13 protein-coding genes and 1 pseudogene are annotated in these 13460 nt (G+C 68.1%); 7 read left to right on the top strand and 7 right to left on the bottom strand.

Going from position 1 to position 13460, the window contains the following annotated elements; translation table 11 throughout:
- Positions 1-16: 16 nt before the first annotated feature.
- Positions 17-961: a ribose-phosphate diphosphokinase gene (locus ACFOYY_RS24060; protein WP_386192239.1), complete on the bottom strand. Its 945-nt coding sequence runs from the start codon at positions 959-961 to the stop codon at positions 17-19.
- Positions 962-1211: 250 nt separating this feature from the next.
- Between ACFOYY_RS24060 and ACFOYY_RS24055 the strand changes: the two genes are divergently transcribed.
- The gene (locus ACFOYY_RS24055; RefSeq protein ID WP_386192236.1) at positions 1212-1997 is read left to right on the top strand and encodes an alpha/beta fold hydrolase; all 786 of its coding nucleotides are present in this window, start codon (positions 1212-1214) and stop codon (positions 1995-1997) included.
- 78 nt (positions 1998-2075) lie between these two features.
- Complete coding sequence (locus tag ACFOYY_RS24050; protein ID WP_352010788.1) at positions 2076-2441, top strand: YybH family protein; 366 nt, start codon at positions 2076-2078, stop codon at positions 2439-2441.
- A 12-nt stretch (positions 2442-2453) separates the two neighbouring features.
- On the opposite strand, the gene ACFOYY_RS24045 is transcribed toward ACFOYY_RS24050, so the two are convergent.
- The 4 genes from ACFOYY_RS24045 to ACFOYY_RS24030 all read right to left on the bottom strand — a co-directional run bounded on the left by ACFOYY_RS24045 (position 2454) and on the right by ACFOYY_RS24030 (position 5959).
- Positions 2454-3113, bottom strand: a complete 660-nt coding sequence (locus ACFOYY_RS24045; RefSeq protein ID WP_386192233.1) for a hypothetical protein — start codon at positions 3111-3113, stop codon at positions 2454-2456.
- A 133-nt stretch (positions 3114-3246) separates the two neighbouring features.
- Positions 3247-4686 (bottom strand): MFS transporter, encoded by a 1440-nt coding sequence (locus ACFOYY_RS24040; RefSeq protein WP_362780660.1) that lies wholly within the window; start codon positions 4684-4686, stop codon positions 3247-3249.
- Between the two features lie 251 nt (positions 4687-4937).
- Positions 4938-5234, bottom strand: a complete 297-nt coding sequence (locus tag ACFOYY_RS24035; protein ID WP_352010791.1) for a heavy-metal-associated domain-containing protein — start codon at positions 5232-5234, stop codon at positions 4938-4940.
- A gap of 140 nt (positions 5235-5374) precedes the next feature.
- Positions 5375-5959: a hypothetical protein gene (locus ACFOYY_RS24030; protein WP_386192228.1), complete on the bottom strand. Its 585-nt coding sequence runs from the start codon at positions 5957-5959 to the stop codon at positions 5375-5377.
- Between the two features lie 146 nt (positions 5960-6105).
- Between ACFOYY_RS24030 and ACFOYY_RS24025 the strand changes: the two genes are divergently transcribed.
- The gene (locus tag ACFOYY_RS24025) at positions 6106-7017 is read left to right on the top strand and encodes a hypothetical protein (RefSeq protein WP_386192226.1); all 912 of its coding nucleotides are present in this window, start codon (positions 6106-6108) and stop codon (positions 7015-7017) included.
- 492 nt (positions 7018-7509) lie between these two features.
- On the top strand, positions 7510-7821 hold the full coding sequence (locus ACFOYY_RS24020) for a hypothetical protein (RefSeq protein ID WP_386192223.1): 312 nt from the start codon (positions 7510-7512) through the stop codon (positions 7819-7821).
- A 46-nt stretch (positions 7822-7867) separates the two neighbouring features.
- Here ACFOYY_RS24020 and ACFOYY_RS24015 read toward each other — a convergent pair whose 3' ends face one another.
- Positions 7868-8098: a hypothetical protein gene (locus ACFOYY_RS24015; RefSeq protein ID WP_386192220.1), complete on the bottom strand. Its 231-nt coding sequence runs from the start codon at positions 8096-8098 to the stop codon at positions 7868-7870.
- A gap of 620 nt (positions 8099-8718) precedes the next feature.
- Between ACFOYY_RS24015 and ACFOYY_RS24010 the strand changes: the two genes are divergently transcribed.
- On the top strand, positions 8719-11760 hold the full coding sequence (locus ACFOYY_RS24010) for an amidase domain-containing protein (protein ID WP_386192217.1): 3042 nt from the start codon (positions 8719-8721) through the stop codon (positions 11758-11760).
- Positions 11761-12049: 289 nt separating this feature from the next.
- A complete protein-coding gene (locus ACFOYY_RS24005) occupies positions 12050-12319 on the top strand; it encodes a hypothetical protein (protein ID WP_386192390.1) in 270 nt (89 codons plus the stop codon).
- Between the two features lie 47 nt (positions 12320-12366).
- On the opposite strand, the pseudogene ACFOYY_RS24000 reads toward ACFOYY_RS24005, so the two are convergent.
- Positions 12367-12528 (bottom strand): annotated as a pseudogene (locus ACFOYY_RS24000) (hypothetical protein); the annotation flags it as partial.
- A 115-nt stretch (positions 12529-12643) separates the two neighbouring features.
- Between ACFOYY_RS24000 and ACFOYY_RS23995 the strand changes: the two are divergent.
- Entirely contained in the window at positions 12644-13339 is a 696-nt protein-coding gene (locus ACFOYY_RS23995) for a hypothetical protein (protein WP_386192214.1), read from the top strand.
- The last annotated feature ends 121 nt before the right edge of the window (positions 13340-13460 follow it).

Raw genomic sequence — 13460 nt, 5'->3', positions numbered from 1 at the left:
ACGGCGGTGCCGGGTTTCAGGAGGCGTCGAACAGGGCGCTGACCGACTCGCCGTCGTGGATGCGGCGCATGGCTTCGGCGAGCACGGGGGCGATCGACAGGACGCGGAGCTTGGAGTCCGGCTTGAGATCGGGCAGCGGGACGGTGTTGGTGCAGACGATCTCCTCGACGTCCGGCTGCTCCCCCAGCCTGTCGAGGGCCCCTGCGGCGAACACCCCGTGGGTGCAGGCGATCCGCACCGACCTGACGTCCCGCTCGCGGAGCCGGTCGAGCAGTTCGATCACGGTCGTGCCCTTGGCGATCTCGTCGTCCAGGACGATGACGTCCTTGCCGGTGACGTCGCCGATCACCGAGCCGATCGTGACCCGGTCGTCGCTGAAGCGCTGTTTGGCCCCCATCGCGACCTCGGTGCCCAGCAACCGGGCGAAGGCCGCGGCCTCCTTGGCGTTGCCCAGGTCGGGGGAGACGACGACGGTGTTGGACAGGTCGTACTGCCGGAAGTGGGCGGCCAGCTCGCGCAGGGCGTGCAGGTGGTCGACCGGCACGCTGAAGAAGCCGTGCACCTGCGGGGAGTGCAGGCTCATGGTGAGCACCCGGTCGGCGCCCGCGGTCGCCAGGATGTCGGCGACCAGCCGCGCCCCGATCGAGATGCGCGGGGCGTCCTTCTTGTCGGAGCGCGCGTAGGAGAAGTGCGGCATCACCACGGTCGTCCTGGCCGCCGACGCCCCTCGCGCGGCGTCCAGCATCAGCAGCAGCTCGACCAGGTTCTCCTGAACCGGCGGGACGAGCGGCTGGATCAGGAACACGTCCCGTTCCCGGCAGTTGGCCTGCAACTGCACCTCAAGACAGTCGTTGGCGAACCGTTTGATCCTTACCGGATGCAGCGGCGTCCCCAGGTGGGAGCAGATCTCCTCCGCCAGTTCAGGGTGGGCGCTTCCGCTGAACACGGTGATGTCTCGCACAGCCGCTCCTCGCTCGGACTGGTGCTGAATCGGTCAGGCGAGACGCATGTTACATGTGCCCTCAAATCGGACTTACCCCCACTCCGTTGGCGCCTTCACCAGGTGGAAACGCCCGGATGCCGACCTGATCGCCGAAGGAGGGACCGAAAGTGTCGGTCCCCCTCCCTACCCTTGGTCGCGACCTACCCTTGGCCGCGACGGCGGCACGCCCACGCGTCCCTCACCCGACCTCACGAATCGAGACAGGATCTTGAGCACAGTCATCTCCCAGGACGGCACGGTCGTCGACTACGACCGATACGGTGACGGACCCGCCGTCGTCTTCGTCGGCGGCGCCACCCAGCACCGTGCCATCGACCACAACACCGGCCAGGTCGCGCGACTGCTCGCCGCCGAGGGCTTCACCGCCGTCGACTACGACCGGCGCGGCCGTGGGCGCTCCGGCGACACCGCGCCGTGGGCGCTTGAGCGCGAGGTCGAGGACCTCGCCGCGCTGGTCAAGGCCGTCGGAGGGACCGCCACCCTCTACAGCAGTTCCTCAGGGGCCACCGTGGCCCTGGCCGCCGCGGAGGCCGGGATCGGCGTCACCGCGCTGGCGCTCTACGAACCGCCGCTGTTCGCCGGTGCCGACCACACCGAGCACCTGGCCGCGCTGCGCGCCCTGCTGGCCAAGGGCGAGAACGACGAGGCGATGCGTTACAACCTGACCTCGGTCATCGGGGTTCCGGCCGAGGTCGTCGACGGGATGGCCCAGTCTCCCGGCTGGGCGGAGATGGTCTCCGTCGCCCCGACGCTCGTCTACGACCTCACCGGCGTCCACGAGATCAACGTCGACCCCGACTGGGCCGGTCGCTGGTCCTCGGTCACCGTGCCGACGGTGGTCTACTCCGGTGACCAGACCTTCCCCGGCCTTCCCGAGGCCGCCGACGCGGTGGCCGCGGCCCTGCCCAACGCGACCCGCCGCGTCCTTCCCGGCCAGGGCCACGGCCCCGCCCCCGAGGCCATCACCCCGGTGCTCCTGGAGTTCCTTCGCTGAGTCCCGGTTCTGTCGGACCTCCCTGGCATGATCCCTGCCGTCCGAGGCGACATGCCGCGTTCGAGGGGAGCATCGGCGATGAGCGTTGACGATGTCCGAGAGCGTGCCGTCCAACCGGAGGATCTCAGCCGGTTCGTCGTGGAGCGCCTCAACGCGGGCGACGTCGAGGGGCTGGTGGCGCTCTACGAGCCGGACGCGGTGCTGGCGCTGCCCGGCGGCCTGCTCGCCCGGGGGGCCGACGAGATCCGTCAGGCCTACACACGGCTGGTCGGCGACCGGCCCGTCTTCACCCCCGGACGGAGGCTGCCCGCACTGCGCAACGGCGACCTGGCGCTCACCTCTGTGCTCCTGCCCGACGGCGGTGTCACCGTCGAGGTGGCCCGTCGTCAGAGTGACGGCACGTGGCTGTGGACGATCGACCAGCCCGACCTGCTGGGGCGGTGACGCCCTCGGTGTTCACTCGGGCTCCGGGACCGGTGGTGCGGAACGGCGTCCGCTGAGGAAGCGGGTGCCGACGAAGCCGACGAACAGGGCGGCGAGCGTCCACACGACCGTCTGACCGATGGTCGTGATCCGTTCGTTCCTGCCCGGAGGAAGCACGACCATCTGTACGGCCGCGCCGACCGGCACGACCATCCTCGCGAGAAGACCGATCGCTCCCGGCCGTACGGCACAGGCGCCCACGGCCCCTAGGGGCGCCCCGAGGACGACACCGGCCACCCACCATATGGGCGATTCGGAGAGATACCAGGAGAGCAGTGGTTCGCCTCTCCAGACGGTGTCCACGAAGGCGTAGGCCGCCGTGGCCGCGAGCAGCGCCACGGCCCCGGCGACGGCCCCCCGGACGAGCGGCCTGGAAGTCCTCTCCCCTGGGTCGCCCCCCATGGTGCGGGCCATCAGCCATCCCATGGCGACCGCCAACCCCGCCCAGGCCCAGCCGGAGTCGATCATCACGCTCACGATCTCGATGGCCGACGCCCCACTGGTCGTGGCGACCCGGCTTTCGAGGTCCGCGTAGTGGTTGGAGGTCGCGTTGACCAGAGAGGTCGCCGCCCCGAAAACCGCCCCGAACAGCGCCCCGATCCGGACGCTCACTCCGAGCTTCACGAGTCTCACGGGCGAATGTTCTGCGGTCATGCTTCTTACTTCTACCGCATATGGCCTGACATGCCGGATCATCCACTGGAATACCGGTCCACGGCTGAACCGACGATTCGGGGGCCCGCCGAAGCGGACCCCCGAAACCGTCTCACGCGCGGGCCGTCTCCTTTTCCCCATCGGTTTCCCCACCCGTGCTCTCGGCCGCCCGCTTCGGTCTGCGGATGAGCAGCAGGGCGAGGACGGCTCCCACGACGGCCACCGTTCCCGCGCCCACGAAGGCGCCCTGGAAACCGTCGGTGAGACCGGCGAGGTCACCCGGTTCGACCGGCCGGGAGGTGGCGATCGCGGTCATGGCCGCCAGGCCGATCGCCGAACCGATCTGGTAGGTGGTGTTGACGATGCCCGAGGCCAGTCCGCTCTCCTGCGGCCCCACCCCTGACATGGCCGACATCATCGCCGGGATGTACGCCAGGGACATTCCCACGGCCGCGATCAGGGAGGCGGGCAGGACGTCCACGGCGAACACGCCGTCCGGCCGGGCGAGGGACAGTCCTCCGACACCCGCCGCCATGACCGCGAGGCCGATGACGATGAGCGGCTTGGCGCCGAACCGGCCGAGCAGCCGGGCGGTGATGCCGATCATGAAGATCATGATCGCGACGGTCATCGGCAGCAGCGCGGCGCCACTGGGGAACGCGCCGTAGCCGAGGACCTGCTGGAGGTAGAGGTTGAGGAAGTACCACATCGGGATCCAGGCCGCGCCGAGCAGCGTCATCGCGAGGTTCGCGGTGGCCAGGCCCGGGGTGCGCCAGACGGCGAGCGGCATGAGGGGTTCGCGAACGGTGCGCTGGACCACCAGGAACAGCGCCAGCAGCGCGAGCGCTCCGGCGAACTCAAGCACCGTCGCCGCCGAGGTCCAGCCCTGCTCAGGGGCCCGCACGATGGCGTAGACCGCCAGGGCGATTCCCGCGGTCACGGAGACCGCGCCCAGCACGTCGACCGAACCGCGCCTGCCCCGGACGGAGGGAAGCAGCGCGGGTACGGCCGCCAGGGTGGCCAGGCCGATGGGCACGTAGACGATGAAGACCCACGGCCAGCTCAGGTACTCGGTGATGACGCCGCCGAGGAACACCCCCGCGGTGCCTCCCGCCGGGGCGGCCGCGCCGTACAGGGCCATGGCCTTTCCCAGCTCGCGGGGGTTGTGCCCGAAGAGCATCATGAGCAGGGTCATCGAGGCGGGGGCGATGAGCGCTCCGCCGACTCCCTGGATGCCACGGCCGAGGATCTCGACCCAGGCGGTGCTCGCCGCCGCGGCGACGACCGATCCGGCGATCAGGATGACCCAGCCGGTGGTGAAGACCTTACGGGCGCCGAGCAGGTCGGACAGCCGCCCGCCGAGGAGCAGCAGACCGCCGAAGGCGATGACGTAGGCGTTGAAGACCCACTGCAGACCGCCCGGGGAGAAGCCGAGGTCGCGCTGCATGTCGGGCAGGGCGACACCGATGATCGAGGTGTCCATGATGACCATGAACTGCGCGGCGGCGAGCACGACGAGTGCCTGCCACCTGCGTGGATTGACGGCATTCATGCCGTACTCCTGATTTCTCGCATTCCTGCCGACGAGGCAGGATGGGGGTGGGGATTGGGTGTGATTCGACTCGACCGGCCCCGCGGTGGGCGTGCACGCCAATGCACGCCCACCACCTGTTGTCGGGCAGCTTGTTCTGGTTCTTGTCCTTGGGGTGGCCTGTTCCTGGGCGGCACCTTGTTTCCGGGAGAACGCCGCCCCCTGTACGGCACCGCCCACAGGTCGCGTTCGCTACCCCCGGGGGGCATCGCCTAGGCGGCGCCGGCGGGCGAGGCGGTGGCCAGCGTGTAACCCGCCTGCTCGACCGCCACACGGATCTCCTCGTCGGAGAAGCCCGCTCCGCTGACGGTGACCGCGCCACTGGACAGGTCGACCCGGACGTCGGTCACGCCGCCGACCTTGCCGATCTCGGCGGAGACCGACGAGACGCAGTGGCCGCAGGTCATGCCGCTGACCGTGTAGACGTTCGCCTCAGCCGCCCCGGCGCCACCGGTCACCGCCTGCGCGGAGTCGCCGTTCTGGGTGCCGCACGCACACGCAGTGCACATGAACCTCTCCTTTCATTACCCACGGGGGGTATGTCGCCGTGTGGCATCAACATACCCCCCAGGGGTTCTATTTCCAAGTGCGGCGACGAATCTTCCGGGCGACGGAACCCGATCGGGGCGCACCGGCGGTCCCGGTCGCCTCAGCCCTGCCCGGAGACGTTCGCGCTTCCCTCCTGGCGTTTCGGGGGGAGCGCGGCGAGCACCTGCGGGATGCTCCTGCCCAGCACGACCCGCTCGTCCGCCGTCAGCTCCCACCTCCCGCACGACCGCGCCTCCTCCCCCCGGCAGACGATGTCCACGACCTCCCCGAGGACCGCCACACCGTTCTCGAACCGGCCCCCGACCACCGGATCGGCCCGCAGGCAGGCTTTCAGCACCTTCTGCTGCGCGGGCTCGGTGAGCATTTCGTGGATCACCTTGAGTGATCCGGAGTGGTAGGAGGAATACTCCGAATTCTCGACAAGTCCCCGGATCGCGTTCCATCCGGCGAGCAGGGGGACGGCGAAAGCGGTGTAGTTCTTTTTGCAGGCCTCCTGCCAGTCGTCCGGCGGCGTGTAGGCACCGGGATCGAAACCGGAGGGATAAAGGCCTTCGCCGCCGGCTTCTCCCGTCGGCGTGGCCGTCGCACCGCTCTTCACCTGCGCGGAGGAGGTCGGCGCCGAACCACAGGAGGTGAGAAACGCCCCGGCCATGACAACCGCGACAACGGTCCTGAGGGAATTCATCCCACAATCATGGCCAGGTGCCGATCGGAAAATCTCCCGTTCCAGCCGGAGGCTCTCTGTTACGAGCACCTTTGGCCGAAATTTCACCATATTTCCATACCTGGGTGGCTATGGTGCTCCTTGATCTAGATCACCGGAGCGTGGCGATGAACACGAGAGAGCCCGACTGGGCGTACGCGGCCAAATCCCTCCTCAAGGTCCTGAGCGTCAGCGTCCTGCTGTTCCTGGCGCTCAACGCGGCCGAAGGACTCCTGACGAGATACGTCGACCTCGACGACGAACGACTGGCCCAGGTGTACGGCACGGTCGCCCGCGTCGCGAACCCCGACAAACGCCTGTCGGACGGCTACAGCGACGGTGGAAGGCTGCTGGGTGCGACCTACACGTTGACCGGGGAACCGCGCCGGGCCGGTCATGACCAGCCCCAACAGGAGTACGAGATCACGGAGAACTTGTTCGGCACCATACGAGCCCCCTCCCTCTCCGGCCCCTCCGGCGCCCTGGGAGACGCGATCACCGCCGTGGAGACGAATCCCGGTGCCGACGACGCGCTCGCCGAGAAGACCCGCAAGACCGTGGACGCCCTCCCGAAGACGCTCGAAACCGTCGCGGTCGTGGAGTTCACCCACGCGATGACCACCGAACAGCTCATCGCCTTCAACCGGAAACACCGGATCTGCGCGGGAGCGGACATCTCCTACGTCTACGACCCGTCCTTCTACGACGACTCCTCCTTCGTTCCCCGGACGAACGCGATCGTCTGGAACCGCGGCATGCTCCCCGGCAACAGCCCCACCTACCAGTGCGAGGCCGAACCCGCGACGGCACTGGCCGAGTTCCGCCGATGGACCGGGCTGCTCCACGAAACGGACGACTTCCAAGAATTCGGGCTGACCCCGTACCAGCTGACCGGAGCGGCCGAGGAAGGCGTCGTGCACGCCCTCCTCCTCGACCGCTGGAAACTCGCCGCCCTCCGCGAGCTCCTCGACGACCCGGAGGTGAGAACGGCCCACCTGACCGACGCCGCCTTCGATCTGGGCTATCCGGATCAGAACTGACTCATTTGGTGAGACGGCGGTGGCGGACAAGCGGGCGGCACTGACTGAGATGCGGGACACCTGTAGACAGGTCGGCCAGGAAGCAGGAGCGGGATGGCGAGACGGCACAGTGCGAGGACGAAGTAGTCGTAGGGCCGGGCGGCTGACGACCGATGAGGCGGGCGTGATCACGGGGGATGTCACGGTGGTCACCGAAGCCGACGGCGACCAGGGCCCTGGTGCGGATGCAGTAATGGCATGTCCTGGCCGGTTCGCCCATCCAGTTCGAAGACCGGACCGTCGAGCAGGTGCCAGGCGGTGCCGAAAGCCGCCGAGGCCGGGCATGAGGGCGGCGTGACAGCCGACCAGGCGAGCAGCTGATTCGGGTCCGAGCCGGCAGGCGCCGAAGCGGGACCATGCAGCCGAAATATGGAAATCCGAGAGCTCCCCGGCTCCGCTGATCGGTGCTCATCTGAAGGTGTTCTCCCACCCACCCGACCGAGGAGAGTCACCGTGAAGATCCGCCGATTACCTGCCGCGTTACTCGCGACGGCGCTGGGCGCCGCCGTTCTGGCCGGCGCCGCATCCGCATCCGCATCCGTCAACTACCAGACCGCCTCGGCCGGGAGCGCCGGAAGCCACGCCTTCGCTCCGCTGCCGCCGGACTGGTATTGGTCCAAGTGGTACGCGACGATGGACGACTGCCGGGCCGGCTGGCAGGATGCCGCCGAGCACGGCGATTTCACCGGGCTGGCCGGCTGCCGCTACTACGCCGGTGACCAGTACCGCCGGGCGGGCTTCTACTTCCTCATATACATCCCCTGAACCTGACAGGCGCGCCCCGGCCACCAGCGCGGGGCACGCCTCCCTGTCAGCCTTCCTCCCGTGCCGCCTCCTTCAACGCCTTCTCCCGGCTGGCCTGCGCCGGCCCCCACTCGTCGCCGTTGAGCGGCCTTGAAGCCTCCATCCGGTCCGCGCGCAACTGGGCCGGCTTGGTGTGCTGCTCGCCGGTCGTCTCCGGGGAGGACGGCAGGGCAGCGTTGACTCCTTCGATCCGGCGGGCTCGTGATCGCGGAGAAGTGCTCGCACGGGGACTCCACATGGACGCCGGCGAGCGCGATCGCCTCTGTCTTCCCGGGGCGTACGCCTTGGTCAGCCCGGCGGCGCGGACGGCGGCCGATCCGGTCACTGTGTCCTGCCCGGTCAGGGTGAAAATCGTCGGAGCGGTGAGGTTGAGGGAGCATCGGCCGATGCACAGCCGGAGGATCCCCCTCAGGACCCATGCGGATGTGGACGAAAGATAACCGTCGGTAAAAATCCTGTCTCACCACACTCTGGAGGCGTGGAATCCTGCCTCCACCTGCCGGGGCGGCATGCCTCCGTCATCGATGTGCCTATCCGGCCTTATTCGCTCTCTTGACAATTTGTTTCGTGCGGCGAAGACTCTTGGCGAAGGTATTCCAATTTACATGCTTCGGTGTTTTCTCCCGATTCGCTATTCAACCTTTCGACAGGTGGTCCCGTGTGGCGAAGAGTCTTGGCGACGGCGTTCGCATTCAATGTACTTGCTTCATTGGTCATTATGGTGCCCGCCGTCCCGGCGGCAGCGTCCAACGAAATGCTGAACGAGGTTTTCCGCTACGACTTCAATGACGGTAAACTCGCCCCCGAATCGACGTCACCGGCCAGAGGCACCACGGCACCGTCAAACCCGACACCACCGTGCTTCAACTCGTCCCAGGCGAAAACGGTCGGCTCGCCGTCCAGTTCCCGTCCACCGGTTCGGCGCTCATCGAAGTAGGCGGCGCCGCCGTCCCCGCCGCCGGGGCGAGAACCTTCCGCTTCGGGGCAAGGATCCGGTTCGGCTCCGCGCCGGTGGCGGGGAAGCACACTGTGATCCAGCAGGGTTTCCCCAGCGCCTCCGACCAGTGGAAGCTGGACGTCGACGACGGAGTGGCCAGCTGCGTCGTCAAGATCGACGGTGGTGCCGAAGTCCGGGTCCAGGCAGGGACCATCGTGGACACGGCCTGGCACGACGTCGAATGCCGGAAGACCGGCACGACCCTAGCCGTCTACATCGGCAACGTGCTGAAGGGCAGCAAGCCTGTTCCGGGCGGTCTCGTCGACCAGCTCGGCAGTGGCCGACCGACATTGGGCGGCATACCGAACTCGGCGGCCGACCAGTATCGCGGCTCGCTCGACGCGGTGTTCTTCGCCGTCGATAAGGAAACCACCCCGGATCCGGCTGGTGACCTCAGGGCCACACCGGCCGTGTCGAACACCTCGTGGGCGGATGTCGTCGCTACCACCACTCCCACGCTCACCGCCAAGGCCGTCGATCCTCACGGGCGTCCGCTGAAGCACTCGTTCGTGGTCATGCCCAAGGGCGGGAGCGACGTCGTGGCCAGTGGGGACGTTCCGGACGTTCCCTCAGGGGGCACGTCGTCATGGACGGTCCCCGCGGGTGTCCTTGAGAATGCGAAGTCTTACGACTTCAAGGTGAAGGTGAGCACCGGCAGCGACGTCAGTCTCTGGTCCGTCCGGCGCAAGTTCACCACCGATGCCGCGAACGTCCCCACTGACCTTGCCACAGGCCTTGAAGAACCGACCAGCCCGGTGCTGTCCGGTGTCGTCAGCAGGGTGTCCACCCGATCCATGACCGCTCGGTTCTACCTCTTCGACGTCGACGGCAAGCCTGTCGGCGCCTCGCCGCTCGGCGTGGCCACGGCCGAAGGGGGTCAGCGTGTCAGCCTTCGCGTCCCCGAGGGGCTTGTCGAGCAAGGGGGCGCCTACCGCTGGCAGATGGAGTCGTGCGCCGACGGAGGTGCGTGCAGCGCGCGTTCCGGTGCGATCGACTTCACCGTGCCTCGGCAACCGGAGTCGCCGGCCGAGCGGACTGCGACGCTGGACAGGCAAACGATCACCTTCCGGGTGGCGCATTCGGCGCCGGACGCGTGCGGCGGCGCGGCGTGTCAGCTGGCGGTGACGGATGACGCGCAACTGGGCGGTGGGGGCGCCTCCCGGAAGCTGACCCTGGTCACCATCGATCCGGCGTCGATTCCCGCAGGCGCGCAGATCACCTCCGCCACGGTGAACATGGGGAGCGCGCACTGCGCCGCCGGGTGCCCCGCCGACGCGAAGCTCAAGCTCCACGCGCTCAAGCAGCAACTTCCCGAGAACGCGACAGGCGCCGACGTCGTCCAGCGACTGGTGGAAGAACCCGAGGCCGAATACGGATTCGGCGATGCCGCGCTCGACGTCACGCCCTTCGTCCAGGACTGGCACGCGACACCGGCCGACTCGGAGTTCCGTGACCCTGGTCTGGTCCTCATCGCGGATGACGGCGTGCCCGCGGCCTCGCTGGGGGAGGACGCCACCGTCCAGATCCGGTATGTGGCGCCCACGGCACCGGGAGCGATCACGAGGATCGACACCCGGCCCGGCGACGGCGGGGTGCTCCTGAACTGGTCCCAGCCCGACGACGTCGGCGCGGCCGTTCCTGTCGACGGCTACGACCTGCAGGTGATCGGAGCGGACGGCGGTGTCGTACGCACCGTCGACAGCGAAGGGCAGCGCGTCGTGGTCGGCGAACTGACCAACGGCACCGCCTACCGCTTCCGGGTACGCGCACGGACCACGTTCGGCAGCGGGCCGTGGGTCACCAGCGAGGTGACCACCCCGGCCGCCGTCCCCGGGGGCCCCGGGCAGTACCTCGATGCGGTGCGCGCCTACGTCCAGGCGCGTGCCGGGATCGCCGACGGTCAGTACACGACCGCTGACGACGCCCTGGCCGAGAGCCCGCAAGGTGAGACGGTGAACGCCGTGCTGAGCACGGTGGCCGACGACATCCCCCCACCCGCGCAGGAGAACAGCCAGACCACGAGGAACATCCGGCTGAGCGACACGCTCGTGTCGGTCACCTCGGCGGGGAAGATCACTGTTCGCGCGACCGTGAGCGCCGACCTGGTCTATCCCGCGCAGGACGCGGACACACCCACCGGTGGTGACTGGGAGGAGACCACCGACTACGTCTTCGAGCAGCGAACGCCGGCGGCGTCCTTGCATCTCCGGGCCCAGGCCGCGCAGACATCGGGCTATGAGATGACCCGGCAGCTCGGCGGTGACCACGTCGATGCCAAGGTCGAACCCTCCTCGTTCGAACTCAACGGCCTGACAGACGGGGAGGAGATCCCCGAACCGCCGGTGAGCACTGTCTCAGAGGCCCGGACACCCCGTGCCGACGTGGTTTCCCAGAGCGCCGTGAACACCGGAGGAATGGTTCGTTGGGCCCACAAGCACGCCTACGACCGTTGGGAATACGGCCAGGACTGCACCAACTTCGTTTCCCGTGTCCTCAACCACGGCGGAGGGCTACGGATGTTCGGCAAATGGGATGGCTGGAAGCATCGGAAAAACAACAGGCTCTGGTATGAACGGTTCGATCACGATTCATACTCCTGGGCGGCGGTACGGCATAACTTTGACCACTTCTACAGCAAGCGGAGAAGAGCCACCGAAGTCCGCCTTTACGGTACCTGGCCCGAGGTCCGGGTCGGTGACATCATCTATTGGTTCAACCATCACAAGAAGTCCGCGGGCCAGGACCCATGGCGTCACGCGGCCGTTGTCACCAAAAAGGGGAGCCCCAATGTCGCCTGGGGAGGTGTCTTCATCACCCAGCACGGTCACACCAAGGGGCGGGACATCCCTCTGAAAAGACCCGACAGCGGCGTCCAGTACATAATCCTCCGACCCCATTGGTGATGGTCTGAGGTACTCCTCAAGCTTCACCGGCGGCTCGTCGGACGAACTTGAGCGCAAGGATTCGCCGCCGGACGTCACTCGCGTGGCGTTCGACGGCGAATCGGCCGATGCATGGCGGAGAATCCTTCCCAGGCCCGCAACGGCGTAGAGGATCACCGGGACAGCCAGGACGGGGCCGACGAAGCCCTTCACCCCTCGCCGCGCGGCAGCCGGGTGGCGGGAGCGGCCTCGGCCGGGCTGAGCACGCCGCCGTCGAACAGGAAGTTGATCAGAGGGGCCGTCCGTCCCGTTGGGCGGGGACGACGTCGACGGCCGGCAACCGCCTGCCGGTCAGGTTCAGGCCGAGTTCCTCGGCGACCTCACCGACGCGATGCACCTGTTCCACCGCGCCGGGCTCACCGCACTGGAACAGCGCACCGAAACCGGCTGGTACGAGGTGCGGGTGCGCTTCCCCGACCGGGCCGACGCCGAAGCGACCACAGTCGAGCACCTGGGCCCGGCCCTGGACCGGTTGCGTGCCGACCCCGGACACCGGCCTTCGATGAGGAGGCGGCGGTGAACGGTGGACGTGGAGACCCCGAAGCAGGGCGGCGACGCACGCCATGCGCACCCGCTGACCAGCACGTGAACGATCGCCGCGAACAGCGTCTCATCGGGCGTGTTCCGCGTCCCACCGCCCTGCGGCCGCACCCGGTCCGGTGGGATCAGCGGCTTCGCGATCTCCCACAACCCGTCCGGGACAATCCAACTCCACGTACCCCGCCCCATGCCTCAACCAACAAGCCATCACCGCATAGGACACGGTCTTAATGCCGATACCTTCAACAATCGCGCGACATATGCCATAAGAAGTGGACGGGGCTAACTTTGGAGGGAATGTCCGGTGAACGCTGACAACGGTTTGGGCGACGCGCTCCGGCGCTCCGTCGGAACACACACCCGCCGCCGACTGGTCACGATCACCCTGCTGGCGGGCGTGGCGGCGGCCGTGGGCATGAGTAAGGCACCGCCCGCAGGCCGGACGTTCGCCATGCTCACGGAAGCGGCGCAGAGCCTGATGTCGATCACGCTGCCGTTCCTGGGCGTACTGCTCACCCACGACCTGCGAAGAACACCTCGTACGGCACGGCTCGCCCCGACCCTGCTGGCGGCGACCCTGCTGGCCGCCGCCTTCGGCGTGTTCGGGGCCCTGACCTGCGCCCTGGCCCTCACCCTCACTCCGGCCGTCCCCGGAGCAAACCCCTGGCTCAACGTGGAGACTCTCGTCCTGGGCGGCGTGCTGGTACAGGTCGTGGCCCAGCTGACGGGTACGGCGCTGGGCCTGCTGCTACGGTCACCCGTGGTCGCCTGCCTCGGCACCATCGTGTTACCGATGGGCCTGTGGCTGGTGCTGCGCGCCAGTCCCGTCCAAGGTTGGCTGGCGCCGTACGCCACCGCCCGGAACCTGCTTTCCGGCCAGATGACCCCCCTGGCATGGCTGCAATGGGGCACCGTCCTCCTCATCTGGGGCGTAGGTCTCAACGCCGTCGGCGCGGCCCGGCTGAGGCGTCTGCCCGTCGGTTCCGGGAGCACGTCGTGAACGTGCCGCCGCGACTTCCCGACGAGTGGCTTTTCTCCGTCGCTTTTCACTGTGCGATCGACGGCTTTCCAATACCCACGGTCCGACCGATACCGGAAGCGATCGTCAACATGAACCGGAT

This window comes from Streptosporangium jomthongense (genome assembly GCF_042650425.1).
In the GTDB taxonomy this organism is placed as follows: domain Bacteria; phylum Actinomycetota; class Actinomycetes; order Streptosporangiales; family Streptosporangiaceae; genus Streptosporangium.
The sequence above is the reverse complement of the archived record's forward strand: the minus strand, read 5'-3'. Positions and strand labels throughout refer to the sequence as shown.